The organism is Bradyrhizobium sp. SZCCHNGR1005 (genome assembly GCF_032489995.1).
Classification (GTDB): Bacteria; Pseudomonadota; Alphaproteobacteria; order Rhizobiales; family Xanthobacteraceae; genus Bradyrhizobium.
On sequence record NZ_JAUEZC010000001.1, the window covers coordinates 175,641 to 198,714 of the forward strand.

Consider the following 23,074-nt stretch of genomic DNA (forward strand, 5'->3'; position numbering starts at 1 on the left):
GGGAGACGAGCGCAGGCTGACAGATGGCCGGAGAAGACACGTGGCCGCGGGGAGAGCCATCGGCGGGCCCTGCGGTGTTTCCTCCTGCCGCACGTCCGGTTGTTCCGGACCTGGTTGATACCGTTCGCGGACATTGGACGGAAATCTGTTGAGCGGCAAGGCCGCCGCTGAACGCCGCGCTCATGCCTATCCGGATCAGAACGCATCACTCGCGCGATTGCTCAACGCGCATCGACGCGAGGCCGACCTCCTTCAACACCGCATCGGTATGCTCGCCCAGAGACGCGGCACGGCGACCGGCCGCGACCTTCGCTTCCGACATGCGGAACGGCAGATTGACGACCTTGAATGTGCCGCCGTCATCTTCGACCTCCGCCAGGGCATCGCGATGGGCGAGTTGGGGATCGTTCAGTGCCTCGGCGACGGTGCGATAGGCCGAGCTGGGCACGCCACCGGCGCTCAGCGCCGCCAGGCATTCCGCATTGGTCAGCTCGCGCGACCAGGCCTCGACGCCATCCATCAGCGCGCCCCAGTTCGCGCGGCGATCGGCATATTTCGCGAAGCGGACATCTTCGACCCATTCGGGACGGCCGATCACCTTCATCAGGTTCTGAAAGGTCTTTTCGCTGGCAATGGCGATCATGACAAAGCCGTCGCGGCTCTCGACCGGCCCGAAGGTTGGTCGCGGCGGGAGCGGAACGGGAAACTGCGACAATTGGATCTCATTCAAGGTCAGCGTCAGCATCGATTCCAGCATCGAGCAGTCGATGTGCTGGCCGCGCCCGGTCCTCTCCCTCTGGTAAAGTGCGGAGGCGATCGCGCCAAAGGCATAAGCGCCGGTCACCACGTCCGCGTGGTAGATGCCGCAGTAATCGGGCCGGTCGCGCCCGGGCTGATAGGCCAGATGCGCCATGTCGTAGCCGGAAGCCGCGTGGATCACCGGCGCATAGGCCGGCAATTCGGCGGATGGACCGGTCTGGCCGTAGCCGGAGATCGAGCAGTAGATCAATCGCGGATTGAGGCCCGCGAGCGCCGCGTAATCCAGCTTCAGGCGCGGCATCACGCCCGGGCGGAAATTCTCGACCAGGATATCGGCCGTGGCCGCCAGCCGACGCACCGCCTCGAGACCGGCCGGCGATTTCAGATCGAGCACCACGCTCCTCTTGCCGACATTGAGCTGGCCGAAGGTAGAGGAGCAGCCGCTGCGAACCGGCGGCCGGGTGCGCATCGTTTCACCTTCACCTGACTCGATCTTAATCACCTCGGCGCCCATGTCCGCGAGCATCCGCGTACAATGTGGACCGGCAATGGTGGTCGAAAAGTCGAGCACCCGAAGGCCTGCGAAGGCTCCTGTCAAATTCCCCTCATCGTTTTCGCCTATCGTCACGCACAGCTCCCTGATTCCCGGAGTTTCCTCATTCGCGCAGCAGCGTCCCGGCGAGATCGACCTCGCGTCCGTATTGGATTTACGGATTATCAGTCATGGCGCACGGCGCGGTGGCACCCTAAATCGAACCGTAGTTCGCCGAAAGCGTTTCGCCCTTACGGTTCTCACGGTCCTTCGCTTTCCGGCTGATGGTTACTTTGGACCTTTTCTTGCATAGGCATTCCATGGGGCTTGATCGAGGGCATCTCTTGAGGGTTCTGTTCGTTACGACCGAGATGGACGACTTCGTCCGGGTGGGCGGACTGGCCGCCGTTTCCGCTGCTCTTCCCAGAGCACTTCGCTCACATACCGACGTCAGGATCATGCTGCCCGGCTATCGGGACGTGATCGAACAACTCACCCATATCGACATCGTTGGCCAATGCGAGGCGCTCGCGGAGATGCCGGCCTGCGCGCTCGGGCGATCGTCGACACGCGACGGGCTGCCGGTCTACGTGCTTCTTTGCGACCAACTCTACGATCGCCCTGGCAATCCCTATGGCGACGAGAACGGTCAGGATTGGCCGGACAATGATATCCGCTTCGGTCGTCTCGCCGCGGCCGCTGCTGAATTAGCTGCAGGCACCTTGGACAAGAACTGGGCAGCCGACCTCGTTCATGCCAACGACTGGCAGGCGGCACTGGTGCCCGCCTATCTCGCCTGGCGCGGCGTCGACGTACCCTCGATCCTCACCATCCATAACCTTGCCTACCAGGGCCTGTTTCCGCGGGAGTCGCTGCGGCGGATCGGCGCACCGGAGTCCTCGTTCCATATCGACGGGCTGGAATTCTACGACAAGCTCTCCTTCCTCAAGGGCGGGCTGGTCTATGCGTCCCACCTGACCACCGTCAGCGCCACCTACGCCAAGGAGATCACGACGGAGGAGCTCGGCTGCGGCCTCGAAGGCCTGTTGCGCCAGCGCTCCGATGCGCATGAGCTCACCGGCATCCTCAACGGCATCGACGAGAGCTGGGATCCCCGCTACTGCACGCAACTGGCGCAGCAGTTCGGCGCCGGCGACTGGGAAGGCAAGCGCGCCAATGCCGCTTACGTCCGCAGGCAGTTCGGGCTTGCGGTCTCGCGCGGGCCGATGTTCGGCCTGGTCGCTCGTCTGGTCCACCAGAAGGGCATCGATCTCGTCCTCGAGGCGGCGGACCAGATCGTCGAGGCGGGCGGTCAAATCGTGGTCACGGGCTCGGGCGAGCCGGCGATCGAATGGGCGCTGCTCGAGGCGCATCGCCGCCGCCCCGATGCCATCGGAGTCGCGATCGGCTTCAATGAAGCGCAGGCGCGACGCATCTTTGCCGGCAGCGACTTCACCTTGATGCCGTCACGCTTCGAGCCCTGCGGCCTCAGCCAGATGTATGCCCAGCGGTTCGGCTCGCTGCCGATCGGTCACCAGACCGGCGGTCTGGCCGAGACCATCACCGACGGCGAAACCGGATTCCTGTTTCCGAAGCCGTCGGCGGAATCCTTCCTCGGCGGCGTCCGCCGCGCCTTCTCGGCCTTCATGAGCGCCGAGCGACTGAACGCGATGCGGCTCTCGGCGATGGGGCGCTCGTTCAGCTGGAATCTGTCGGCTGCCTGCTACAGCGCGCTGTATCAGAAGACGGTGGCGTCGTAGCCGGCGCTCAGCTCCAGCACAGCTGCAAACAAAAGCCCGGATGCGATTCGAGCTTTTTCATGCGAACACCGCAATGGGATCGCCGTTACGGCTTGGCGAGACGATCTGGCGAGCTCCGCCGTCCTCACGCCGTGCGCAGCGCCTTGAGGAAATTCCCTACTTCACGCTTCAGACGGCTGGAATCCCCGGCCAGCGATTTAGCCGATGAAAGCACCTCCGCCGAGGCGGAGCCGGTCTCGCTCGCTCCCCGTTGCACATCGGTGATGTTCGCCGAGACTTGGTGCGTGCCCTGCGCAGCCTGTTGAACGTTGCGGGAAATCTCCTGGGTCGCGGCGCCCTGCTCCTCCACTGCGGATGCAATCGTTGCGGCAATCTCCGAGACGCGTTCGATGGTCTCGCTGATCTGCCGAATCGCGCTGACCGACTCCTGTGTGGCCGCCTGAACGCTCGAGATCTGCTGGGTGATCTCATCGGTCGCCTTGGCGGTCTGCTCGGCCAAAGCTTTCACCTCGGTGGCAACCACCGCAAACCCTCGGCCGGCATCGCCGGCGCGGGCGGCCTCGATCGTCGCGTTCAGCGCCAACAAGTTGGTTTGCCCGGCGATGGTGTTGATGAGCTCGACGACGTCGCCGATCCGGGCCGCCGCCTGCGAGAGCTCCCCGACCCGGCTGGTGGTCTGGCGCACCTGCTCGACCGCCTCTCCGGCGATCTGAGCCGAATTCTGCACTTGGCGGCTGATCTCGTTCACCGAGGACGAGAGCTCCTCGGTCGCCGAAGCCACCGACTGGACATTGGCCGAGGCTTCTTCCGATGCGGACGCAACCATCGTCGTGAGCTGTTGCGAGTGGTTGGCTGTGGCAGTCAGCCGGTCGGCGGAGGCTTCGAGCCCGGTCGCCGCCGAGGACACCGTCTCCACGATCTCGGCAATCGCCGCCTCGAAGCCGCGGGTAATGCTGTCGAGCCGACGCGCACGATCGATCTGCGCCTGCGCCTCGCGCGCACCAGCCTCGTCCGCCTCCTTCTTGGAGATCAAGGCATCTTTGAAGATCTTCAACGCCCGCGCCATCGCGCCAATCTCGTCCTTGCGGGTCTCGTCCGGAATCTCCTCACTCAGCTCGCCATTGGCGAGACGATGCGTCACAGCGGTGAGGCCGCTGAGCGGCCGGATCACCTGGCGAATCACCGCGATCATTACGCCGGCCGAGGCAGCGGCGACGAGCAGGAACGCCGCGAACGCGCCGAACAGGCGCATACGCGCGGCCTCGATCGCCCGATCATTGGCCTGGTGGGCGAACTTCAACGCGGCATCGCGGAGCACCAGAATGTTGTTCAGCATCGGCGAGGTCCAGGGGCCCCACTGCGCGCCATCGACCGGCGATGGGCGACCATCCCGCGCAGCGTTGACGACGTCCCGATAGCGCCGCTCGCCCTCGCTCATCATGGTCGAGCGCACATGCTCGAGAGCGGCCGTCAGCTCCGGCGCATCGCGAACGTTCCTGACCGCCAACTCGATCTGCTGCCAGAGCAATGCGACCTGTCCGGTCTGCTCCGTGACTTCGGCAAGGCGCGCTGGGGTCCAGGACAGGTTCTGAATGAAGAAGCGCAGAACGGCGGACCTGGCACCGCCGACCGTTCGCATCGCCTGCGCCAGCTGCGCGACCTGAACCGACGGCAGGACATTCTCGATGTCACCGGCCGTGCGCGATATTTCGATCAGCGTTTCGTCCGTGCCGGCCGTCAGGGCATCGACCGCACGCCCGAGACTGTCGATGGTCGTCGCCTGGATGTTCTGCGGGCGCTGGGCCAATGGCAGCACGACGGCAGCGCGCGCCGCCCCACGGAGCTGCTTCAAGATGCGCTCGGCGGCCTCGACATTGTTGGTCGATAGGCCGGCCTTCTGAAGATCGGCCTTGGCCTTGAGGATGCCCGCATCGGTAGCGGCAATCAACTTGTCCAGCCCGGCGACTTCGCTGGTCGAAGCCGCTGCCGCGCCGGCAAGCAGGTTCCAGGCGCTGCGCTCGAGCGGAATCTGGCTGTTGACCTTCATCACCGATTCGAAGGCGGTCAGGACCCGCGCCGACTGCTCGCGTTCGCGCAGATCCGTCCAGCCTGTCCACGCGACCAGCCCGGCGAATGTGAGAGCCAGAAGAGCCGTCACCAAATTACCGGCGAGCACTCTCCATTTCAGGCTGGCCCCGCCAGTCCTGGACGTGAACGAGCCATCTTCGAGCATGGTGTTTCGCCTTCGCCACCAAAGTCGGCCGGCTGCCCGCGAGGGATCGTCGCCTGGCCGCTACGGCAGGCGATGCAATGACACCGGCTCGGAAACTGAAGTGAAACTAGCTCGCAAACTGCAACCGATCTCTTAACCGCGTGGTTTTCGCATACCAGCGGCAACAAATAACTCGCAGATGTCTGGCTTATCAGCTCGCTGCAAACAAGCGGCGGCACGGAGCAACATTCGCTGATTATAGAACCGCGCCTGAGGCGGACCGGTAGCGGCGGTCAGCGGCCCCTGGAGGAGGCCTGCCGGGGCAGCTCCGTCGGCTCATCGTCGTCGGCAATCGCGCGCCACGCAGCGCCCTCGAGATCGTCATACTGACCGCTCTTGAGCGACCATAAGAACGCACATAGTCCCATAAGGCCGAGGGCAAGCGCCAGCGGCACGAGAATGATCATGACTTCCATGACGTCTGCTCCTCCCTCACGTTGCGGGCACGTAGCGCATTCAACATTACGAGGATCGACGAGCCGGACATGGCCGCGGCCGCGATCAGCGGAGTCACCACGCCGCTGATCGCGATCGGCACCGCGAGCAGATTATAGCCCACCGCGAGCCAGAGGTTCTGCCGCATCAGCTGCAGCGCCTTGCGGGCATAATCGATCGCCGCGAGCACGGGTGCCAGCGGCCGGCCCAAGAACACCAGGTCGGCGGTGGCCTGACTGAGATGCGCGGCCGAGATCGGCGACATCGAGACGTGAGCGGCCGCAAGCGATGGCGCATCGTTCATGCCGTCGCCGACCATCATCACCTTGACGCCCTGCCGCTTCAATTCCTCGATGCGGGCGATCTTGTCGGCCGGCGTGACACCGGCGCGCCATTCGCGGATGCCGAGGGCTTCGGCGGCCGCTTTGACCGCCGCTTGGCGATCGCCCGACAGAATTTCCACCGCGATACCACGGCGCTTCAATCCGGCAATGATCCTGGCTGCATCCGGCCGCAGTCCCTGGCGGACCGAGAACAGGAATTTCTCCTCGCCACGGCTGAAGGCCACGATCGACGCTTCGGGATCGATATCGGTTTTTCCGGCGGCAAGGCCGTCAGCGCCGCAGAAGGAGGGCCGCCCCAGCCTGATTTCCACACCCTGCACCGTCGCCCGCACGCCCTGCCCGGGTTCTTCCACCGCGCCGACCAGCGGCGCCTTGGCATTGGCGGCCTGCGCGACTGCCGCCGCCACTGGATGATGGCTCGACAGCGCGAGCTGACCCGCGAGCGCAAACACATCCGGCGGAATGTCGGCCGCGTTGACCACTTCGAGTTCCGGCAGCGTCAACGTGCCGGTCTTGTCAAAGATCACGTGATCGGCTTCTGCGAGACGCTCGATCGCATCGCCTGCATTGAGCAGCACGCCGGACTTGAACATCGCACCCGAGGCGACCGTCTGCACCGTCGGGATCGCGAGCCCGAGCGCGCAGGGGCAGGTAATGATCAGCACGGCAATGCCGGTGACGACGGCGTCATGCCAGCTTGCGCCTGCGAGCACCCAGCCGAGAACGGTGAGCAGCGCGGTCGCATGCACCACCGGCGCATACAGCCGCGAGGCACGGTCGGCGAGGCGCATGTAGCGCGAGCGTGCTTGCAGCGCGTTGTCGAGCAGGCGCGAGATCTCGGCCAGCAGCGTGCCTTCGGCCGCCGCTGAGACCTTCACGCGCAGCGTCCCGGATATGTTGAGCGAGCCGGCATACACCGCGGTGCCCTGCTCCGCCGGCACGTAGAGCGTTTCGCCGGTGATCAGGCTCTGGTCGATCTCCGAACGTCCTTCGATGACAACACCGTCGACGGCGCAGCGTTCGCCGGGCCGCAGCAGCACGATGTCGCCGGCACGGATCGCCGCCACGGGCACCTCGGAGATCTCGTCGGCGCCGACGAACTTGGTCGCGGTCTCGGCTTTCAGTGCCGCCAGGTTTCCGGCGACCGCACGCGTCCGCCGCCGCATGTTCTGGTCGAGATAGCGGCCGACCAGGAGGAAGGTCAGCAGCATGATGGCAGCGTCGAAATAGGCATGTTCGGCGTGATGGAACGTTTCCACCACGGACATGCCGAGCGCCAGGATCACGCCGATGCAGATCGGCACATCCATGTTGACGTTGCCGGTTTTGAGGGCGCGCCACGCCGAGCGAAAGAACGGCTGACCGGCATAGGCAGCGGCCGGCAACGCGATGACGGCCGACAACCAATGGAAGAAGTCACGCTGCTCCGGCAGCATGTCGCTGACATTGCCCGACCATACCGGGATCGACAGCATCATCACGTTCATGGTGGCGAAGGCCGCGACACCCAGGCAGCGCAGCAGGAAGCGCGACTCCTCGGCCTCGGTCGCCTCCGCGCTGGCCTTCTCGAACGGATAGGCCTTGTAGCCGAGCTCGGCGAGGCGGTCGATGAACTTGGCGGGATCGAGCGTGCCCTGCTTCCACTCCAGCGCCACGCGGCGGTCGGTCAGGTTAACGCGCGCCAAGGTCACGTCCGGAAGCGCCGACAGCCCGCGCTCGATCTTGGCCATGCAGCCGGCGCAGCTGACACCCTCAACCGCCAGATCGATATGCTTCAGGCCCGAACCGAGATCCTTGACGTAATGGGAGAAATCGCGCGTCACCTGCATGACGAGTCCCCTCTCAGTTCAACAGCACGCGATTCTTGGACAGGAACATCCGCTCTCCGCGGGCGTCGCCTTCCAGCACCAGATCCCACTGGCCCGGCGCGATCTGCCCGGCGCTGCCGCGATAGACCCCCGTGCCGACTTCATCGAGTTCGACCGCCTGGTCGGCACGCTTGTCGGCCGGCCGCTCCAGCCGGCCTTGGAATGCGAGCCCGGTCACCGGCTTGCCACTGCGGTCATGGGCCGCGACCCGCACGACGGCCACTCCATCCTGGCCACGCTCGATATGGGCGTCGACCTTCCAGCCGCGCGCGGCCTGCGCTCGCGCTGCCGCGATTTCCTTCTCATAACCAAGGCTCGCGCTGTAGGCGCTGTCCACCTCGGTGCCGGGCAGCGTGGAGATCGCCAACCGCATCATGGTGACATTGACGCCGATCACGGTGCCGAAGAAGGCGATCAGCATCAGAAGCACCATGCGGCCGGTCAGCGGCTTCGATGGCTTGGAATGACGGCTCATGACCTAAGATCCTCAAAGCTCAAGGATTGACGAAATTGTCAGTGGCGGAGGCGACTACGCCGAGCCCGATATCGGTGATGTGGAACTTCACCGGGATCGACTTTTCCGGATTATTCTCGGCCGGCGCGGTGACCAGAAGCCGCAGCTCTTCGGTCTGGTCGCGTCCGACCACGATCATCGGCCGGTCCGGTGTGACGGAATCGGCGCCGACGACGTGGACAGTCGCGTTCGCCGGCCCCTCGATATCGATGGCGATGACGCGATCAAAACCGTGCTTGTTGAGCACGCGCATCGTATAGGCGTTGCGGATCGAGCCGTCGGACAGCTTCACCGCCAGCGGATTGCGGTCATGCAGGACGTTGACGTCGAGCAACGAGCGGGTCGCCAGCGTGTAGACCATGAAGCCGCCTACCCCGGCAATGATCGCGCCATAGACCAGGGTGCGCGGACGCACCGGCCGATAGATCGGCGGCTTGCCTTCCTGGCGGCGGTGGATGTTGATGTCGTTGTCGTAACCGATCAGTCGGGTTGGACGGCCGATCTTGGCCATCACGGTGTCGCAGGCATCGATGCACAGGCCGCATTGGATGCAATCCATCTGCGCGCCGTTGCGGATATCGATGCCGGTCGGGCATACTGCGACGCATTGTCGGCAATCAATGCAGTCGCCGGCCTTCACGCCCAGGGCCCGCAGCTCGGCGGCCTTCTTGACCGACATCCGCTTCTCGCCACGATCATAGCGATAGGTGACGTTAAGCGCCCATTCGTCGGTGAGCGAAGCCTGGATGCGGGGCCACGGGCACATGTAGACGCACACCTGCTCGCGCATGAAGCCCGCAAGCAGGTAAGTGGTCGCGGTCAGGATCGCGATCCAGACATAGGCGAGCACCGGTCCCTGGAAGGTGACGAGATCCTTCACCAGGGTCGGCGCATCGCTGAAATAGAGGACCCAGGCGCCGCCGGTCCACCACGCGATCAAAAGCCAGATCGAGTGCTTGAGCACGATTTCGGAGACGCGCTCAAGCTTCATCGGATCGTTCGAGGCGTCCTTCTTCATGCGCTCGCGCCGGTCGCCCTCGATCAGCCGCTCCACCGCATAGAACAGGTCGGTCCAGACCGTCTGCGGGCAAAGATAGCCGCACCAGATGCGGCCGCCGATCGCGTTCATCAAGAACAGCGCGACCGCAGCGATGATCAGAAGCCCGGTGAAATAATAGACCTCCTGCGGCCACAGCTCGATGAAGAAGAAGTAGAAGCGCCGGTTCGGGAAATCGATCAGCACCGCCTGGTCAGGCGCGCCGAGACCGCGATTCCAGCGCACGAACGGCAGGAAATAATAGACGCCGAGGCAGAGCGCCATCAGTGTCCATTTGATCCGGCGAAAGGTCCCGGAGACGCTCTGTGGGTAGACTTTCTTGTGCGCCGCGTAGAGCGGGCCGGAATCGTCAACCGGCTGCAGGTCTTCCGGTCTTACCGTCTTGTTCATGGCTGGGATACATCTCGCATTTGCGGCCGAAGGTATGCTCGCCTCCGGCCGCGCGTTTGATCCAGCTCAATCGAAGCGAAATTTCCGTTGGAATTCCGCTACTTTCCACCACCCAGGGAGTGGACATACACCGCCATGGCCTTGATGGTCGCGGGATCGAGCCGCCCTTCCCAGGCAGGCATGACACCGGCCCGACCATTGGTGATGGTCTCGATCAACGTCGCCTCATCCGAGCCGTACAGCCAGATCTTGTCGGTCAGATTTGGCGCGCCGAGCTCCGGATTGCCCTTGGCATTGTCGCCGTGACAGGCGGCGCAGTTCTCCGCGAAGACCTTGGCGCCCGCGGCAGCGTCGTAGCCCTGCCGGGTGGGCAGGCCCGAGAGTGACCGCACATAATTGGCAACCGCAATGATCTCCGCCGGCTTCAGGACTCCGTCCTTGCCGAAGGCGAGCATCTGGCCTTCATGCGCTTTCGCATTGCCGGAACGTGCGCCGTAACGGATCGTCTGTTCGATCTGGTCCAGCGTACCGCCCCACAGCCAATCGTCGTCGTTCAGATTCGGGAAGCCCTTCGAGCCGGTCGCGCCGGTGCCATGGCACGGAGCGCAATTGTCGCCGAACACGGTCTTGCCGCGGGCGCGGGCCAGCGCGAGCAGCGCCGGGTCCTTCTCGATGTCGGCGAGCGGGGCGGTCGCGAGCGCCGCCATCTTCTCCCCGCGGATCTTCTCCAGATTGGCGAGTTCGACCGCAACCTCCGCACGGGAGGAGTAGCCGAGCAGGCCCTTGGTGTTGGTGGAGATCAGCGGCCAGGCCGGATAGACGACCCAGTAACCGATCGCCCAGACGATGGTAAGATAGAAGGTGATCAACCACCACCGCGGCAGCGGCGTGTTGAGCTCCTTGATGCCGTCCCATGCATGGCCGGTTGTGGCGGTGCCGGAGACAGTGTCGATTTCGTTATGGTCAGCCATGATGATTAATCCTCCCGCAACGGCATGCGCGCCGCCTCGTCGAAAGCGGCCTGGTTGCGAGGCCAGAGGGCATAGGTCACGATCGCGATGAAGATCGCGACGAAGATCGGGGTCCACAGCGTCGTCACCAGGGACGACGCGATATTCTCAATCACAAGGATGGGCTTCATGATTCTTGCCTTCCCAAGCTCAGCGGAGGTTGGCTTTTTCGTTGTAGAGCTTGAAGTCGACCAACGTTCCAAGCATCTGCAGGTAGGCGATCAGCGCGTCCATCTCAGTCGGAGCTCCCGGCTTGCCGTCGAAATTGCGGACCACCGCCTTCGGATAACGCTTGATAAGCGCTTCCGCGTCGGCGCTGTCCGGATCGACCTGGGCCTTGAGATCGGCCGCGGCGTTGGCGATCTGCTCTTCCGTATAGGGCACACCGACCTCACGCAGCGTCTTCAGATGATCCGCGATATTGCTGGCGTCGAGCTCGGTCTCCTTCAGGAACGGATAGCCGGGCATGACGGATTGCGGCACGATCGCGCGCGGATTGGTCAAGTGAGTGACGTGCCAATCGTCGGAATATTTGGCGCCGACGCGGGCGAGGTCAGGACCTGTGCGCTTCGACCCCCATTGGAATGGATGGTCGTACATGCTCTCCGCCGCGAGCGAGAAGTGGCCGTAACGTTCCACCTCGTCGCGCAGGGGACGGATCATCTGCGAGTGGCAGAGGTAGCAGCCCTCGCGGACGTAGATGTTGCGGCCGGCCAATTCCAGCGGCGTGTAGGGACGCACCCCATCGACCGCCTCGATCGTGCTCTTCAGGTAGAACAACGGGGTGATCTCGACGAGGCCGCCGATCGCGATCACCAGCAGGATGCCGATGACCAGGATGATCGAGTTCTTCTCGATGACTTGGTGTCGTTGCCAGAAAGACATGGTGTAACCGCTCCTCATTCCGCCGGCTGAAGCGCGACGGGCGATTCGACTTCCGCCTCACCGACACGCACCGTCATCCAGAGATTGTAGGCCATGATCAGCGAGCCGATCAGGAACAGCGCGCCGCCGGCGGCACGGATGATGTAGAAGGGATGCATCGCCTCGACGGTCTCGATGAAGGAATATTCGAGGAAGCCCAACGAGGTGTAGGACCGCCACATCAGGCCCTGCAGGATGCCCGAGACCCACATCGCGGAGATGTAGAGCACGATGCCGAGCGTCGCCGTCCAGAAGTGCCAGTTCACGAGCTTGAGGCTGTAGAGACCGCGACGATTCCAGGCCCACGGCACCAGGCAGTACAGCGCGCCAAAGGAGACGAAGCCGACCCAGCCGAGCGCACCGGAATGCACGTGGCCGATGGTCCAGTCGGTATAGTGGCTGAGCGAGTTGACCACCTTGATCGACATCATCGGCCCTTCGAAGGTCGACATGCCGTAGAAGGCGACCGAGACGACCAGCATGCGCAGCACCGGGTCAGTCCGCAGCTTGTCCCAGGCTCCCGACAGGGTCATCAGGCCGTTGATCATGCCGCCCCAGGAGGGCATCCACAGCATGATGGAGAAGGTCATGCCGAGCGTCTGCGCCCAGTCCGGCAGCGCCGTGTAATGCAGGTGGTGCGGACCGGCCCAGATGTAGAGGAAGATCAGCGCCCAGAAGTGGATGATCGACAGCCGGTAGGAATAGATCGGCCGCTCCGCCCGCTTCGGGATGAAGTAGTACATGATGGCGAGGAAGCCGGCGGTCAGGAAGAAGCCGACCGCGTTGTGGCCGTACCACCACTGGAACATCGCGTCCTGCACGCCGCCCCACGCGATGTAGGACTTCGAGCCGAGCAGCGAGACCGGCAGCGCCGGGTTGTTGCCGAGGTGCAGGACGGCGATGGTGACGATGAAGGCAAGATAGAACCAGTTCGCAACAAAGATGTGCGGTTCCTTGCGCTTGATGACCGTCACCAGGAACACGAGCAGATAAGTGACCCAGACGATCGTCAGCCACAGATCGGAGTACCACTCCGGCTCCGCGTATTCCTTCGACTGCGTCACGCCGAGCAGATAGCCCGTGCCCGCGATCAGGATGAAGAAGTTGTAGCCGACCACAACGAACCAGGGCGCGAGATCGCCGGCCAGGCGCGTGCGGCAGGTCCGCTGCACCACGTAGAACGAGGTCGCAAGCAGCACGTTGCCGCCGAACGCGAAGATCACCGCCGAGGTGTGCAGCGGACGCAAGCGCCCGAAGCTGGTCCATGGCAGATCGAAATTGAGCCAGGGCCAAGCGAGCTGGGATGCGATCAGCAGACCGACCGTGAAACCCGCGATGCCCCAGAACATCGCCATGAAGGACGCGAACTTGACCGGGCCGAGGTTGTAGTTCGGACGGCCGTTGATCTCCTGGGCGGGCAGTTCGGCCGGCCGCTCGAAGTAGCGGTTGAGAATCACGAACACGGCCGCCGCGCTCGCCGCCGCCCCGAGCGAGGCGTGGAACGCGAAAGCCGGATCCAGCGCTTTCGCCGCGGCGAAGACGCACAGGAAAGCGGTGACGGCGAATATGAGCGAGAGCCCACTTTCGCCGATGGTCATTGATTTTGCTGTTGAGGACGCGCTCATGCGGAATCTCGCTGAAAGAAGACGAGACCAGCAACCATAATCGCGCACACGGGGAATTGATCGAAATCAAGATAGGCTGCTAATGCACGCTCTGCTCTCGATGTATTCAGCGGAACGACCAGGATAGATCGTCCATGACGAGATCGCCCGTATCGATACGGGCAACGTCAAGCCGCGTTGCGCGATCGCGGGCGCAGCACGCGTTGTCGCTCGCCCCCGAGCCTTTCGGAGCCGATCGACGGTAAAGCTCGCACGACGTCCGAGATCCCGCCCCTATCCACGGCGGCTGTGAATTTGAACTTCCGATGACGAGCTGCGAACGACCTGACCGGGCTTCAAATTCGCCGCGCTAGTCGCCTGCCGCCGCGGCAAGCGCACGCACGATGTCCTCGCGGGCGATGATGCCGACCAGATGGTTCTGGCCGTCCGTCACCGGCACGCTGCGGATGCGATGCTCGACCATGAGCTGCAGCACGCGCGTCAGCTTGGTATCCGGCCGGACGTAGATGAACTCCGCCGTCATGATGTCCGCGACCGCACGGTTCATCAGGTCGCTGTAACGCGGCAACATCTGATTCGGCGTGAATGCGAAGCACTTCAGCATGTCGAACTTGGTGACGATGCCGATCACCGCGCCGTTTTCGACGACCGGATAGGAGTTGAAATCGTCGCGGTCGAGCATTTCGCTCAATTCGCGCACGGTCGTGTCGCGGGTGACCGTCTTCACTCCCCGCATCATGTAATTGCCGGCGGTCTCTTCGAGAAATCTGTACAAGGTGCTATCCTGTTCAAATTCGTCGCATCAATGTGACAGCAACACGCAACGTCGCGCCTGGGTCACGAGATGTTCCGTGACCCCGCCGAGCACGAGTTCGCGAAATCGCGAATGGCCGTAGGCGCCCGCGACCACGAGGCTTGCCGCGGTGTCGTCGGCCACCGCATCGAGTTCGGCGGCCACATCCCGCCCCCCCGTCCGCTCGACCACTCTGGCCGAAGCGATCACGCCGTGCCGCCCCAGCCAGGAGACCACGTCCCCAAGACGCGATTCGCAGGCATCGCGCTCCACGCTGTCTTCGAGGATCTCGGCCACCACCACGTTCTTGGCCTTGCCGAGCAGCAGCAGGGCATCTGCCGCCGCACGGCGCGATTCCGAGCTGTCCTTCCAGGCCACCAGCACGCTGCGCAGATCGAGCCAGCCAGCGCTGTCGGGCACGAGGAGCAACGGGCGGCCCGACTCCATCACCAGGTCCTTCGGGCTTGCCGATGTGAAGGCATCGGAAAAGGCCGCGCTCTGGCCGCCGCAGACCAGGATGTCGGCGGCGCGCGCCTGGGCCAGCACGTAGCGGGTCGGGAAATCGAGCGCGCTGCGCCAGCTCACGGTGCCGGCACGGGTCTTGAGGCTCTCGCGAAAGACCGTTTCCAGCTCTGCGAGCTTGCGCTTCACCGCCGCTTCGCCCTGCCAGATCAGGTCCTGCGCCTGTTCGCCGGTCGTAAAATACAGCGGCGGACTGAACTGCCCCGCCGCCACCCCGATCACCTCAGCACCAAAACGTTCCGCAATATCACCCGCAACATGGAGGCGGGCCTCGTTCGGCTGGTCGAGCGCAAGGCTCACCATCACCGTTGCGAATGTCATCCCATCCCTCCACACATTGCTTCCATGCCTTCTTAGGGATGAAATCCGAGAACGTGATGAGATAGATCAATGTAACCGGCGGTCAGCCGGACCGGTTCGTCCGGACGGCGGACGAGATTTCTTCCGGGCAAGCCTTGAATCAATGGCCAAACTTTGGACGATGCGACACTTCCAACGGTATAATTTGGTGTGGGATGGAGATCCCACCGGGAACACCGGTGGCAACAAATTATGGGGCGAACGACTGAACGTGCGCGGCGTAACCCAACCCTTTCCCGACGCAGCCATACGTCCCGAAAATGCCCGCTCCCTGGGCTTCGGGGCCTGGGACCTCGATCTCGTAACCCAGGAAATGTACTGGTCGGAAACCACCCGGAAGCTATTCGGGGTTGCAGCCGACCAGCCGGTGACGCTCGCCTCGTTCCTGTCGCTGCTGAATGAGGGCGACCGCGCCTCCGTGACAACGGCGATCGAACAGGCTCGCCTCCGGGGCGCCGGCTTCGACATAGCGTTCAAGGTACCCGGCGCGGCCACGAGCGGACAATGGGTTCGCCTGCTGGCCGGAATTGCGGCCGGCCCTACCGGGGAGGCGCGCTATCTTCGCGGCATTGCGCTCGACATCAGCCAGGAGAAGCAACTCGAAGACGCGCTGCGGATCCGAGAACGGCATTTCCGCTCGATCCTGGACACGGTGCCCGATGCGATGATCGTGATCGACGGCCATGGAATTATCCAGTTCTTCAGCACTGCTGCAGAGCGGATGTTCGGCTATAGCGAGCCGGAGGCGATCGGGATGAACGTCAGCGAGCTGATGCCCGAGCCAGACCGATCGCGGCATGACAGCTATCTGGCGCGTTATCACGCGAGCCATGAGCGCCACATCATCGGTATCGGGCGAATCGTGACCGGACGGCGCCGGGACGGCACGACCTTCCCGATGCATCTGTCGATCGGCGAAATGCAGTCGGGCGGCCAGCCCTATTTCACCGGCTTCGCCCATGACCTGACCGAGCACCAGCAAACCCAGGCGCGGCTGCGGGAGCTGCAATCCGAGCTGGTTCACGTGTCGCGCCTGACCGCAATGGGCGAGATGGCATCCGCACTCGCGCACGAGTTGAATCAGCCCCTGGCTGCCATCAGCAACTATATGAAAGGCTCGCGGCGGCTGCTCGCCGGCAGCACCGATCCGAACACGGCCAAAGTCGAGAGTGCGATGGATCGCGCCGCCGAGCAGGCGATTCGCGCCGGACAGATCATCCGGCGGCTACGCGACTTCGTCTCGCGCGGGGAGTCGGAAAAGCGTGTCGAAAGCCTGTCCAAGCTGATCGAGGAAGCCGGCGCGCTGGGGCTCGCCGGCGCGCGCGAGCAGAACGTCCAGCTCCGCTTCAACCTCAACCCGGAGGCCGACCTGGTGCTCGCCGATCGGGTGCAGATTCAGCAGGTGCTTGTGAACCTGTTCCGTAACGCATTGGAGGCGATGGCGCAGTCAAGCCGGCGGGAGCTAGTGGCCACCAACCGCAAGTTCAGTGACGACTTGATCGAGGTCGCGGTCTCGGATACCGGAACAGGGTTCCATGAAGACGTCATGCCCAACCTGTTCAAGACCTTTTTCACCACCAAGGACAGTGGAATGGGAGTAGGCCTGTCCATCAGCCGTTCGATCATCGAGGCCCATGGCGGACGCATGTGGGCCGAAAACAATGATGCGGGCGGCGCCACGTTCCGCTTCACGCTCCCGGCTGCGTCCCACGAAGGTTGAGCCAAAATGGCGGAAAAGGCGAGAGTCTATGTGATCGACGACGACGAGGCGATGCGGGATTCGCTCAACTTCCTGCTCGACTCCTCGGGATTCGAGGTCACCTTGTTCGAGAACGCCCAAAGCTTTCTCGATACCCTCCCGAAACTATCCTTCGGCTGCGTCGTCTCGGACGTGCGGATGCCCGGCATTGACGGGATCGAACTCCTGAAGCGGATGAAGGTCGAGCATTCCAGCTTCCCGATCGTGGTCATGACCGGGCATGGCGATGTCCCGCTCGCCGTCGAGGCGATGAAGCTCGGTGCGCTCGATTTCCTGGAGAAGCCCTTCGAGGACGAGCGCCTGGTCGCCATGATTGAGTCGGCCATTCGCCGGGCCGAGCCCGCCGCCAAGAATGAAGCTGCCGCGCAGGACATTCTCGTGCGGATTGCGACGCTGAGCCCGCGCGAGCGTCAGGTGATGGATGGATTGATGGCGGGCATGTCCAACAAGTTGATCGCCCGCGAATACGACATCAGCCCGCGCACCATCGAGGTCTATCGCGCCAACGTCATGACCAAGATGGGCGCAAACAGCCTGTCCGAGCTGGTGCGACTTGCGATGCGCGCCGGTGCACTGAAGGATTGAGCCAGATCAAGCAGATCTTTTGGATTCGGATGCATGTTGAAAATTATCCTTTCAACATGCACGTGCGCGGCACTCGCAATGTCGGCTATCCCGAAACCCAAGGTCTATGTCGCCGACGATGACGTTGGCGTGCTCAGCTCGCTCCAATTCCTGCTGGAGACCGACGGCTTCGACGTGCGGACCTTTCGCAGCGGCACGGCGTTGTTGAATGCGCTCGACCATGCCCCGATCGACTGTTTCGTGATCGATTACAAGATGCCCGATATGAATGGGGTGGACTTGACCAACGACTTGCGCAGGCGCGGCGCCACGGCACCGGTTGTTTTGATCACGGGCCATTATGACGACAAGCTCGCCACGCGCGCCGCCGCCGCGGGCGTCTACGATTTCCTGCTGAAGCCGCTGTTGGACGAGAACCTGGTCAAACGGGTACGGAATGCGATCAATGAGCGGCAGATCGATACCGATCCCGGCCCGGCCGCCTGACCACCTACGTAGATCTACGTAAGGGAACCCCCTTAAGATATCGCGCTAGATTTCCTGAACGGGTGCCGCACTGTAGCCATTCACCATCCGCCGCAAAGGAGATGGTTATGCTCAATCAGTCGCTCACCGGTTCGCTCATCAGCACGAATATCGGCCAGCCTGCTCCAGCTCCTGTCGTCAACCAATTTGCCGAGATCACCGGCCATGCCGGGCTGATCGCCACCGAATTCTCCTACAAGAAGGACGAGGAGATCTATGGCGAGGACGAGCCGGCCGAATACGTCTATCAGGTGATTTCAGGCGCTGTCCGCAGCTACAAGTTGCTATCCGATGGCCGCCGCCAGATCGGCGCCTTCCACCTCCCCGGCGACGCGTTCGGGCTTGAATCCGGGACCGTGCACCGCCTCGCAGCCGAGGCAATCATCGATACCACGGTGCGCCTCGTGAAGCGCCGTAGCCTTGAGCATTCCGCGACCGTCGACGTCAACGTGGCTCGCAAGCTCTGGACCATGACGGCCAATGATCTGCGCCACGCCGAAGACCACATGCTGCTCCTGGGACGCAAAACCGCGATGGAGCGGGTCGCGACCTTCCTGTTGGAAATGGATCGCCGCCTCGCGGTCGCCGGCATGATGGCGTTGCCGATGTGCCGCCGCGATATCGGCGACTATCTCGGCCTCACGCTCGAGACCGTGTCGCGGGCGCTGTCGCAGCTGCACAGCCAGGGCATTCTCGGCTTCTCGGGCGCCCGCCAGATCGTGCTGCGCAACCGCCAGCGCCTGTGCAGCATGGACGCCTGAAGCCGCCTCTGCCCCCCCGTCGCTCAAGGACGCCCTCTGTTGTGGCGCTGCCGTGTCTCCGGCATCAGCAGCGCGATCAGCAAGAGGCCAAGCATCGCCACCCCCGAAAGGCCGGCAAAGGCGGTGGGACTGCCGAATTTGTCACTGACATAGCCGGCAAGCACGGTCGACAGCGATGCGCCGATGCCTGTCGCGGTTCCGACGATGCCCTGCGCCAGATTGAAGTGACCGCTGCCGAAGGCAACGTCCGCCACGATCAGCGGCACCATCACGCTGAAGACGGCCGCGGTGATGCCGTCGAAGATCTGCACTGCGACCAGCAGATAGGGATCGTGCACCACCGCAAACAATAGCCCGCGAATCACCAGCGCTCCGAACCCCAGCAGCAGAAGCGGACGCCTGCCCCAGGACTGCGCCGCGGCCCCCACCGACGGCGAAGTCAAAGCCACGATAGCCTGCGGGACCACGATGCAGAAAGCGATCAAAACCGTGGCCCATTCGCTGGAGCGCGTCGTCACCACGCCCGCCATCAAGGGCAGCATCGCGGCATTGGCCATCTGCAGCAGGAACACGCCACAGGCGAAGATCACGAGTGCCCGTTTCCCCAGCAAGTTCAAAAGGCTTGCAAACCAAGCGTCTTCCTGGTCGCGCGGGCCCGCCTCGCCATGCGCTCGCGCGATATCGATCTCGTTATCCCGAATCCGCGACAGCGCAATGAGCGTCGGAAACGCCAGGACGAAGGTAACCAGGAACACCGAGCGGCTGGAGAGCAGATAGCCGCAGGTCCCCATCACGGCGGCAGCCACGCCATTGCCAAGCGAGGCGAAGCGGGCATTGCGGCCCAGCCGCCGGGCCATGCCACGCGGTCCGACCAGCCCGAGGCTGATCGCCGCGATCGCCGGCCCCAAGACGCAGCTGGCTGCAGCATGCAACGTTGCCGCCGCCGCCACCACGGGAAAGATCGGCCAAGCAGCATAGGCGAGCGCCGCGCAGCCGATCGTCCCGACGGCAAGGCCCGCAACCAGTCGCTCCGATTTCGCGGCATCGATGATCGCTCCTCCCGGCATCTGGCCAATCAGGCCGACGATGCCGCCGATCGAGAGCACCAGGCCGATCTGAGCCTGTGTCCATTTCTGGGTGGTCAGATAAACCGCAATGAACGGTCCGAACCCGGTCTGCACATCGGCGAGGAAGAAGATGAACCAGTCGAGACCACGCCGGCTCTGCCGAGAAGGCTGCGGCTGTCGCGGCGGCGGCGGGCTCGGGCTCAGCCCGGCGTTGGGGCGAGCGCGCTTGTCCGCGTCATCGCGGCGATCGGGACTGCCTCGGTCAATCGATCTGGACGGCCGCGCAATCAGCATGGCTCTCCGTGTCTCAATATAGAGTCTCGATCGGTGGGCGCAGACACCCTGTCCTCCAGGCCGGCGCAAGCACCACGTCAGACCCGGAATCTCAGAACGAACTCAATGATCAAAAAGCCAAGGTGACAACTTGCCCGCCGCCCCCAACACGACAACGGGTTTGTCTTCCTTATATTCCGGCGCCGCCTTGACCTGCTCTTTGTTCAGATCGAGGGTGATGTGATCGCTCTTGTCGGCGAGATGCGCGAAATTGAGCGCAGTCCAATCGACCACGATCTTGCGGCTGCCGACTCCGAGGAAGCCGCCGAAGTCGATCACGGCCGCCCGGACCGTGCCCGTGAGGTCCACGATGACGTCGACGATGTGGCCCATGTCCTCACCGCTGGAGCTGCGCACGTCGCGGCCAAGGATGCTGTGCGCGTCGCGCGCGCCGAGAATCGTGACCGATGGTGGCGGCACCGGTTCCTTTGCAGCCGGCGCTGGCGTCTCCGTCGGAGCAGGCGACGGTGTCGCAGCCGGCAGCTCATCTGCTCGCGTCAGTCCGTTCGCCAGCATTGCGAGCAGCGATGTGACAAAGGCGATGTGACAGCGGCGCATGCGATCTCCCGGGCTCCTGTCAACCGTCAATGCGCAAGCACGATCGAAACCTGGATCTGTCCGCGCCGGCGCAACACCTCCAGGGAGACATCCTCGCCGTGACGGCGCAGGCGCAGATCCACCATCGAGGATCCGAGTTGCAGATCACGCAGCACGACCCAATCCAGAAACGCCGGCAGCCGCGGGTTACGCAGCCGGATCTCACCTCTGACCGCATCGAACTCCAATCCGAGCGAGGCTTCCAGCAAGGTGAGCGGGGTTGCGCTGGCCCAGGCCTGCGGCACACAGGCGACCGGGTACAGCGTCGGCCCGCGGTTTCTCTCCCGGCGGAAACCGCAGAACAATTCCGGCAACCGGCGCAGGTCCATATAGGCTGCGGCGTCGAACAGGCCCTTGAACACCCGCTCGACCGCATGTTTGAAACCGTAGCGCGCCAGCCCAAGCGCGATCAGGGCATTGTCGTGCGGCCAGATCGAGCCGTTGTGATAGGACATCGGATTGTAATGCGTCTCACCATAGGCCACGGTGCGAATGCCCCAGCCCGAGAAGAAATGCGGCCGCATCAGATCTGCAGCGACTTTACGGGCGCGATCGTCGCGCGCCATGCCGCTAAACAGGAGCTGACCTGCATTCGAGCTGCGCACGCGACATGGCTTCTTTTCGCCGTCGAGAGCGAGGGCGTAAGTGTTGAGTTCATCGCACCAGAAGGCGTCCTCAAAACGGACGGCAAGACGCGCCGCCTGGGCTTCGAGCCCGTCGGCAAACTCCGACTTGCCGAGATGCCGCGCGGTGCGCGCCGCCAGCAGCTTGCCGGCGAACACATAGCCCTGCACTTCTGCAAGCGCGATGTAACCTTCCGCGAGCCTGCCGTCCGCATGAAAGACCGCGTCGTAGGAATCCTTCCAGCCTTGGTTGGCGAGGCCCTGCTCGGAGGCGCGCTGATATTCGACGAAGCCGTCGCGATCGGGATCGCCAGGTCCATCGATCCATCGTAGGCCCGCCTCGATCGCCGGCCATAGCTCGCGGAGCGTATCAATATCGCCGGTCCGCTCGTAATAGAGCCCGGCGAGCAGGACGAACAATGGCGTAGAATCGACGCTGCCATAATAGCACGCGAACGGCACCTCGCGCAGCGCTGCCATCTCGCCCCCCCGCATCTCATGCAGGATCTTACCGGGCTCTGCGTCGGCAAGCGGGTCGGTCTCCTTGGCCTGATAGAAGGCGAGCCGGCGCAAAACGCCACGGGCGATCCGCGGATCCACCCACAGCATCTGCATCGCCGTAATCAGCCCATCGCGGCCGAACGTGGTCGAGTACCAGGGAATGCCGGCGTAGGGGTAACGGCCCTGCGGCGTATCGGTCATCAGCATGTTGAGGTCGGCCATGGCCTGGCATAGGACCTCGTTGAAGATGTCATTGGAGGTCTCGATGCAGGTCGCGCCAGAGCTGCAGCGGCGCATTTCGCGACGATGGGCGAGCAGACTGCGGAAGAACCGTCCCGACCGCTCGCCGGCCGGTGTATTGCAGGAGACCGCTACGAAGAGAGAGGTCGTTTCGTGCGGCGCCAGCTCCAGATGATAGGTTGCCATATTGACCAAAAGCCGCGTCGGGCGCGGGTCGAAATTGAGAGCCGTCGTCCGCGTGACGCCGTCGAGCCCACGATATTCGAGCCGCACGCCCGCCGGCCCGTCCAGTTTGCTCGAACTCGTCCCGCGACGCCGCCGAGTGGTGCCGCGGACCTCAAACAGGTCGGCGAAGTCGTTGTCGAAGGTCAGCTTCAAATCGAAGGAGGCGCGGCGGTCACCGTGGTTTTGTATCCCAATCCGCTGGTAGGCCGTGCCGCGCCAGAGGAAGATCGTGCGCACGATGTGCAGCATGTCCTTCGACATCACCAGGCGGCCCTGGTTGTAGACATCGGGATTGGTCAGATCGACGGTGAATGCCGAATTGTCGTCACGCAGGCTCGATCCCAACAACAGCGGCTGGACCTCGTCCAGCATCAGTTCGAGCCGTGCCAGATAGCGCGTGTCGGCATTGAAAAGTCCGTCGGGGCCGCCGGCCGACGCGCCGATGTCGCCATGGTCGTCCAGCACGATGAAGGTGTCGTCATGCTTGAGCGAGCGCCGCGGCCTCGCCGCGGGCCCCATCATCGGAATATAGAAGGGCTGCTCGGCCACAGCCTCGTCGGTGCGCGCCGTCGATGAAAGCTTGCTTGCCACTTCGGCCGACATCTTGACCTCGTGCGTTGTTGGATTGCGCTTTGAGTGGAGGCAATGAACGCAAAACGGATGAGCGAGGTGTCCCCTTCTACACCACGCTCA

General features: G+C 63.6%; 20 protein-coding genes. 5 read left to right on the forward strand and 15 right to left on the reverse strand.

Annotated elements, in window-relative coordinates:
- Positions 1 to 205 precede the first annotated feature (205 nt).
- Complete coding sequence (locus QXZ85_RS00735) at positions 206 to 1,387, reverse strand: CaiB/BaiF CoA transferase family protein (RefSeq protein ID WP_409977532.1); 1,182 nt, start codon at positions 1,385 to 1,387, stop codon at positions 206 to 208.
- 248 nt (positions 1,388 to 1,635) lie between these two features.
- Between QXZ85_RS00735 and glgA the strand changes: the two genes are divergently transcribed.
- The gene (gene glgA, locus QXZ85_RS00740; protein ID WP_315707010.1) at positions 1,636 to 3,051 is read left to right on the forward strand and encodes a glycogen synthase GlgA; all 1,416 of its coding nucleotides are present in this window, start codon (positions 1,636 to 1,638) and stop codon (positions 3,049 to 3,051) included.
- A 124-nt stretch (positions 3,052 to 3,175) separates the two neighbouring features.
- Here the strand turns inward: glgA and QXZ85_RS00745 are convergent, their stop codons facing one another.
- The 11 genes from QXZ85_RS00745 to QXZ85_RS00795 form a co-directional block, all read right to left on the reverse strand.
- Positions 3,176 to 5,284, reverse strand: a complete 2,109-nt coding sequence (locus QXZ85_RS00745) for a HAMP domain-containing methyl-accepting chemotaxis protein (protein ID WP_315729762.1) — start codon at positions 5,282 to 5,284, stop codon at positions 3,176 to 3,178.
- A gap of 272 nt (positions 5,285 to 5,556) precedes the next feature.
- Positions 5,557 to 5,739, reverse strand: a complete 183-nt coding sequence (ccoS, locus tag QXZ85_RS00750) for a cbb3-type cytochrome oxidase assembly protein CcoS (RefSeq protein ID WP_315707012.1) — start codon at positions 5,737 to 5,739, stop codon at positions 5,557 to 5,559.
- On the reverse strand, positions 5,727 to 7,931 hold the full coding sequence (locus QXZ85_RS00755; RefSeq protein ID WP_315707013.1) for a cation-translocating P-type ATPase: 2,205 nt from the start codon (positions 7,929 to 7,931) through the stop codon (positions 5,727 to 5,729). Before QXZ85_RS00755 ends, ccoS begins: the two co-directional genes overlap by 13 nt.
- Positions 7,932 to 7,944: 13 nt before the next feature.
- Complete coding sequence (locus tag QXZ85_RS00760; RefSeq protein ID WP_315707014.1) at positions 7,945 to 8,445, reverse strand: FixH family protein; 501 nt, start codon at positions 8,443 to 8,445, stop codon at positions 7,945 to 7,947.
- Positions 8,446 to 8,464: 19 nt separating this feature from the next.
- Positions 8,465 to 9,931 carry a cytochrome c oxidase accessory protein CcoG gene (gene ccoG / locus QXZ85_RS00765; RefSeq protein ID WP_315707015.1) on the reverse strand — a complete coding sequence of 489 codons (1,467 nt, stop codon included), beginning with the start codon at positions 9,929 to 9,931 and terminating at the stop codon, positions 8,465 to 8,467.
- Positions 9,932 to 10,029: 98 nt separating this feature from the next.
- Positions 10,030 to 10,902, reverse strand: a complete 873-nt coding sequence (ccoP, locus tag QXZ85_RS00770; protein ID WP_315741572.1) for a cytochrome-c oxidase, cbb3-type subunit III — start codon at positions 10,900 to 10,902, stop codon at positions 10,030 to 10,032.
- A 5-nt stretch (positions 10,903 to 10,907) separates the two neighbouring features.
- Positions 10,908 to 11,072 (reverse strand): cbb3-type cytochrome c oxidase subunit 3, encoded by a 165-nt coding sequence (locus QXZ85_RS00775; protein ID WP_315707017.1) that lies wholly within the window; start codon positions 11,070 to 11,072, stop codon positions 10,908 to 10,910.
- Between the two features lie 19 nt (positions 11,073 to 11,091).
- Positions 11,092 to 11,826 carry a cytochrome-c oxidase, cbb3-type subunit II gene (ccoO, locus tag QXZ85_RS00780; protein WP_315707018.1) on the reverse strand — a complete coding sequence of 245 codons (735 nt, stop codon included), beginning with the start codon at positions 11,824 to 11,826 and terminating at the stop codon, positions 11,092 to 11,094.
- A 14-nt stretch (positions 11,827 to 11,840) separates the two neighbouring features.
- Entirely contained in the window at positions 11,841 to 13,490 is a 1,650-nt protein-coding gene (ccoN, locus tag QXZ85_RS00785; protein WP_315707019.1) for a cytochrome-c oxidase, cbb3-type subunit I, read from the reverse strand.
- Positions 13,491 to 13,839: 349 nt separating this feature from the next.
- On the reverse strand, positions 13,840 to 14,265 hold the full coding sequence (locus tag QXZ85_RS00790) for an HPP family protein (RefSeq protein ID WP_316173648.1): 426 nt from the start codon (positions 14,263 to 14,265) through the stop codon (positions 13,840 to 13,842).
- 27 nt (positions 14,266 to 14,292) lie between these two features.
- Positions 14,293 to 15,126, reverse strand: a complete 834-nt coding sequence (locus QXZ85_RS00795; RefSeq protein ID WP_316173646.1) for a universal stress protein — start codon at positions 15,124 to 15,126, stop codon at positions 14,293 to 14,295.
- 244 nt (positions 15,127 to 15,370) lie between these two features.
- On the opposite strand from QXZ85_RS00795, the gene fixL reads away from it, so the two are divergent.
- The 4 genes from fixL (at position 15,371) to QXZ85_RS00815 (ending at position 18,795) form a co-directional block, all read left to right on the forward strand.
- Positions 15,371 to 16,885: a sensor protein FixL gene (gene fixL, locus QXZ85_RS00800; protein WP_409977538.1), complete on the forward strand. Its 1,515-nt coding sequence runs from the start codon at positions 15,371 to 15,373 to the stop codon at positions 16,883 to 16,885.
- 6 nt (positions 16,886 to 16,891) lie between these two features.
- Positions 16,892 to 17,509 (forward strand): response regulator FixJ, encoded by a 618-nt coding sequence (gene fixJ, locus QXZ85_RS00805; protein ID WP_315707023.1) that lies wholly within the window; start codon positions 16,892 to 16,894, stop codon positions 17,507 to 17,509.
- 78 nt (positions 17,510 to 17,587) lie between these two features.
- Positions 17,588 to 17,995 carry a response regulator gene (locus tag QXZ85_RS00810; protein WP_315707024.1) on the forward strand — a complete coding sequence of 136 codons (408 nt, stop codon included), beginning with the start codon at positions 17,588 to 17,590 and terminating at the stop codon, positions 17,993 to 17,995.
- Positions 17,996 to 18,102: 107 nt separating this feature from the next.
- Complete coding sequence (locus QXZ85_RS00815) at positions 18,103 to 18,795, forward strand: helix-turn-helix domain-containing protein (RefSeq protein WP_315707025.1); 693 nt, start codon at positions 18,103 to 18,105, stop codon at positions 18,793 to 18,795.
- Between the two features lie 23 nt (positions 18,796 to 18,818).
- Here the strand turns inward: QXZ85_RS00815 and QXZ85_RS00820 are convergent, their stop codons facing one another.
- From QXZ85_RS00820 to QXZ85_RS00830, 3 genes are all read right to left on the reverse strand, one after another.
- On the reverse strand, positions 18,819 to 20,156 hold the full coding sequence (locus QXZ85_RS00820; protein WP_315707026.1) for an MFS transporter: 1,338 nt from the start codon (positions 20,154 to 20,156) through the stop codon (positions 18,819 to 18,821).
- A gap of 102 nt (positions 20,157 to 20,258) precedes the next feature.
- A complete protein-coding gene (locus QXZ85_RS00825; protein ID WP_315707096.1) occupies positions 20,259 to 20,711 on the reverse strand; it encodes a PRC-barrel domain-containing protein in 453 nt (150 codons plus the stop codon).
- A 68-nt stretch (positions 20,712 to 20,779) separates the two neighbouring features.
- Positions 20,780 to 22,984, reverse strand: coding sequence for an amylo-alpha-1,6-glucosidase (locus tag QXZ85_RS00830; protein WP_316167905.1), 2,205 nt, complete (start codon positions 22,982 to 22,984; stop codon positions 20,780 to 20,782).
- Positions 22,985 to 23,074: the final 90 nt, after the last annotated feature.

What these genes read in the sequence shown, in the direction of transcription:
- QXZ85_RS00745 (WP_315729762.1), bottom strand. Translation starts at nt 5,284, where the DNA reads ATGCTCGAAGATGGCTCGTTCACGTCCAGGACTGGCGGGGCCAGCCTG.
- ccoO (WP_315707018.1), bottom strand. Translation starts at nt 11,826, where the DNA reads ATGTCTTTCTGGCAACGACACCAAGTCATCGAGAAGAACTCGATCATC.
- ccoG (WP_315707015.1), bottom strand. Translation starts at nt 9,931, where the DNA reads ATGAACAAGACGGTAAGACCGGAAGACCTGCAGCCGGTTGACGATTCC.
- ccoN (WP_315707019.1), bottom strand. Translation starts at nt 13,490, where the DNA reads ATGAGCGCGTCCTCAACAGCAAAATCAATGACCATCGGCGAAAGTGGG.
- QXZ85_RS00810 (WP_315707024.1), top strand. Translation starts at nt 17,588, where the DNA reads ATGTCGGCTATCCCGAAACCCAAGGTCTATGTCGCCGACGATGACGTT.
- QXZ85_RS00815 (WP_315707025.1), top strand. Translation starts at nt 18,103, where the DNA reads ATGCTCAATCAGTCGCTCACCGGTTCGCTCATCAGCACGAATATCGGC.
- QXZ85_RS00820 (WP_315707026.1), bottom strand. Translation starts at nt 20,156, where the DNA reads ATGCTGATTGCGCGGCCGTCCAGATCGATTGACCGAGGCAGTCCCGAT.
- QXZ85_RS00755 (WP_315707013.1), bottom strand. Translation starts at nt 7,931, where the DNA reads ATGCAGGTGACGCGCGATTTCTCCCATTACGTCAAGGATCTCGGTTCG.
- QXZ85_RS00760 (WP_315707014.1), bottom strand. Translation starts at nt 8,445, where the DNA reads ATGAGCCGTCATTCCAAGCCATCGAAGCCGCTGACCGGCCGCATGGTG.
- fixJ (WP_315707023.1), top strand. Translation starts at nt 16,892, where the DNA reads ATGGCGGAAAAGGCGAGAGTCTATGTGATCGACGACGACGAGGCGATG.
- QXZ85_RS00775 (WP_315707017.1), bottom strand. Translation starts at nt 11,072, where the DNA reads ATGAAGCCCATCCTTGTGATTGAGAATATCGCGTCGTCCCTGGTGACG.
- QXZ85_RS00825 (WP_315707096.1), bottom strand. Translation starts at nt 20,711, where the DNA reads ATGCTGGCGAACGGACTGACGCGAGCAGATGAGCTGCCGGCTGCGACA.
- QXZ85_RS00830 (WP_316167905.1), bottom strand. Translation starts at nt 22,984, where the DNA reads ATGTCGGCCGAAGTGGCAAGCAAGCTTTCATCGACGGCGCGCACCGAC.
- QXZ85_RS00795 (WP_316173646.1), bottom strand. Translation starts at nt 15,126, where the DNA reads ATGACATTCGCAACGGTGATGGTGAGCCTTGCGCTCGACCAGCCGAAC.
- ccoS (WP_315707012.1), bottom strand. Translation starts at nt 5,739, where the DNA reads ATGGAAGTCATGATCATTCTCGTGCCGCTGGCGCTTGCCCTCGGCCTT.
- ccoP (WP_315741572.1), bottom strand. Translation starts at nt 10,902, where the DNA reads ATGGCTGACCATAACGAAATCGACACTGTCTCCGGCACCGCCACAACC.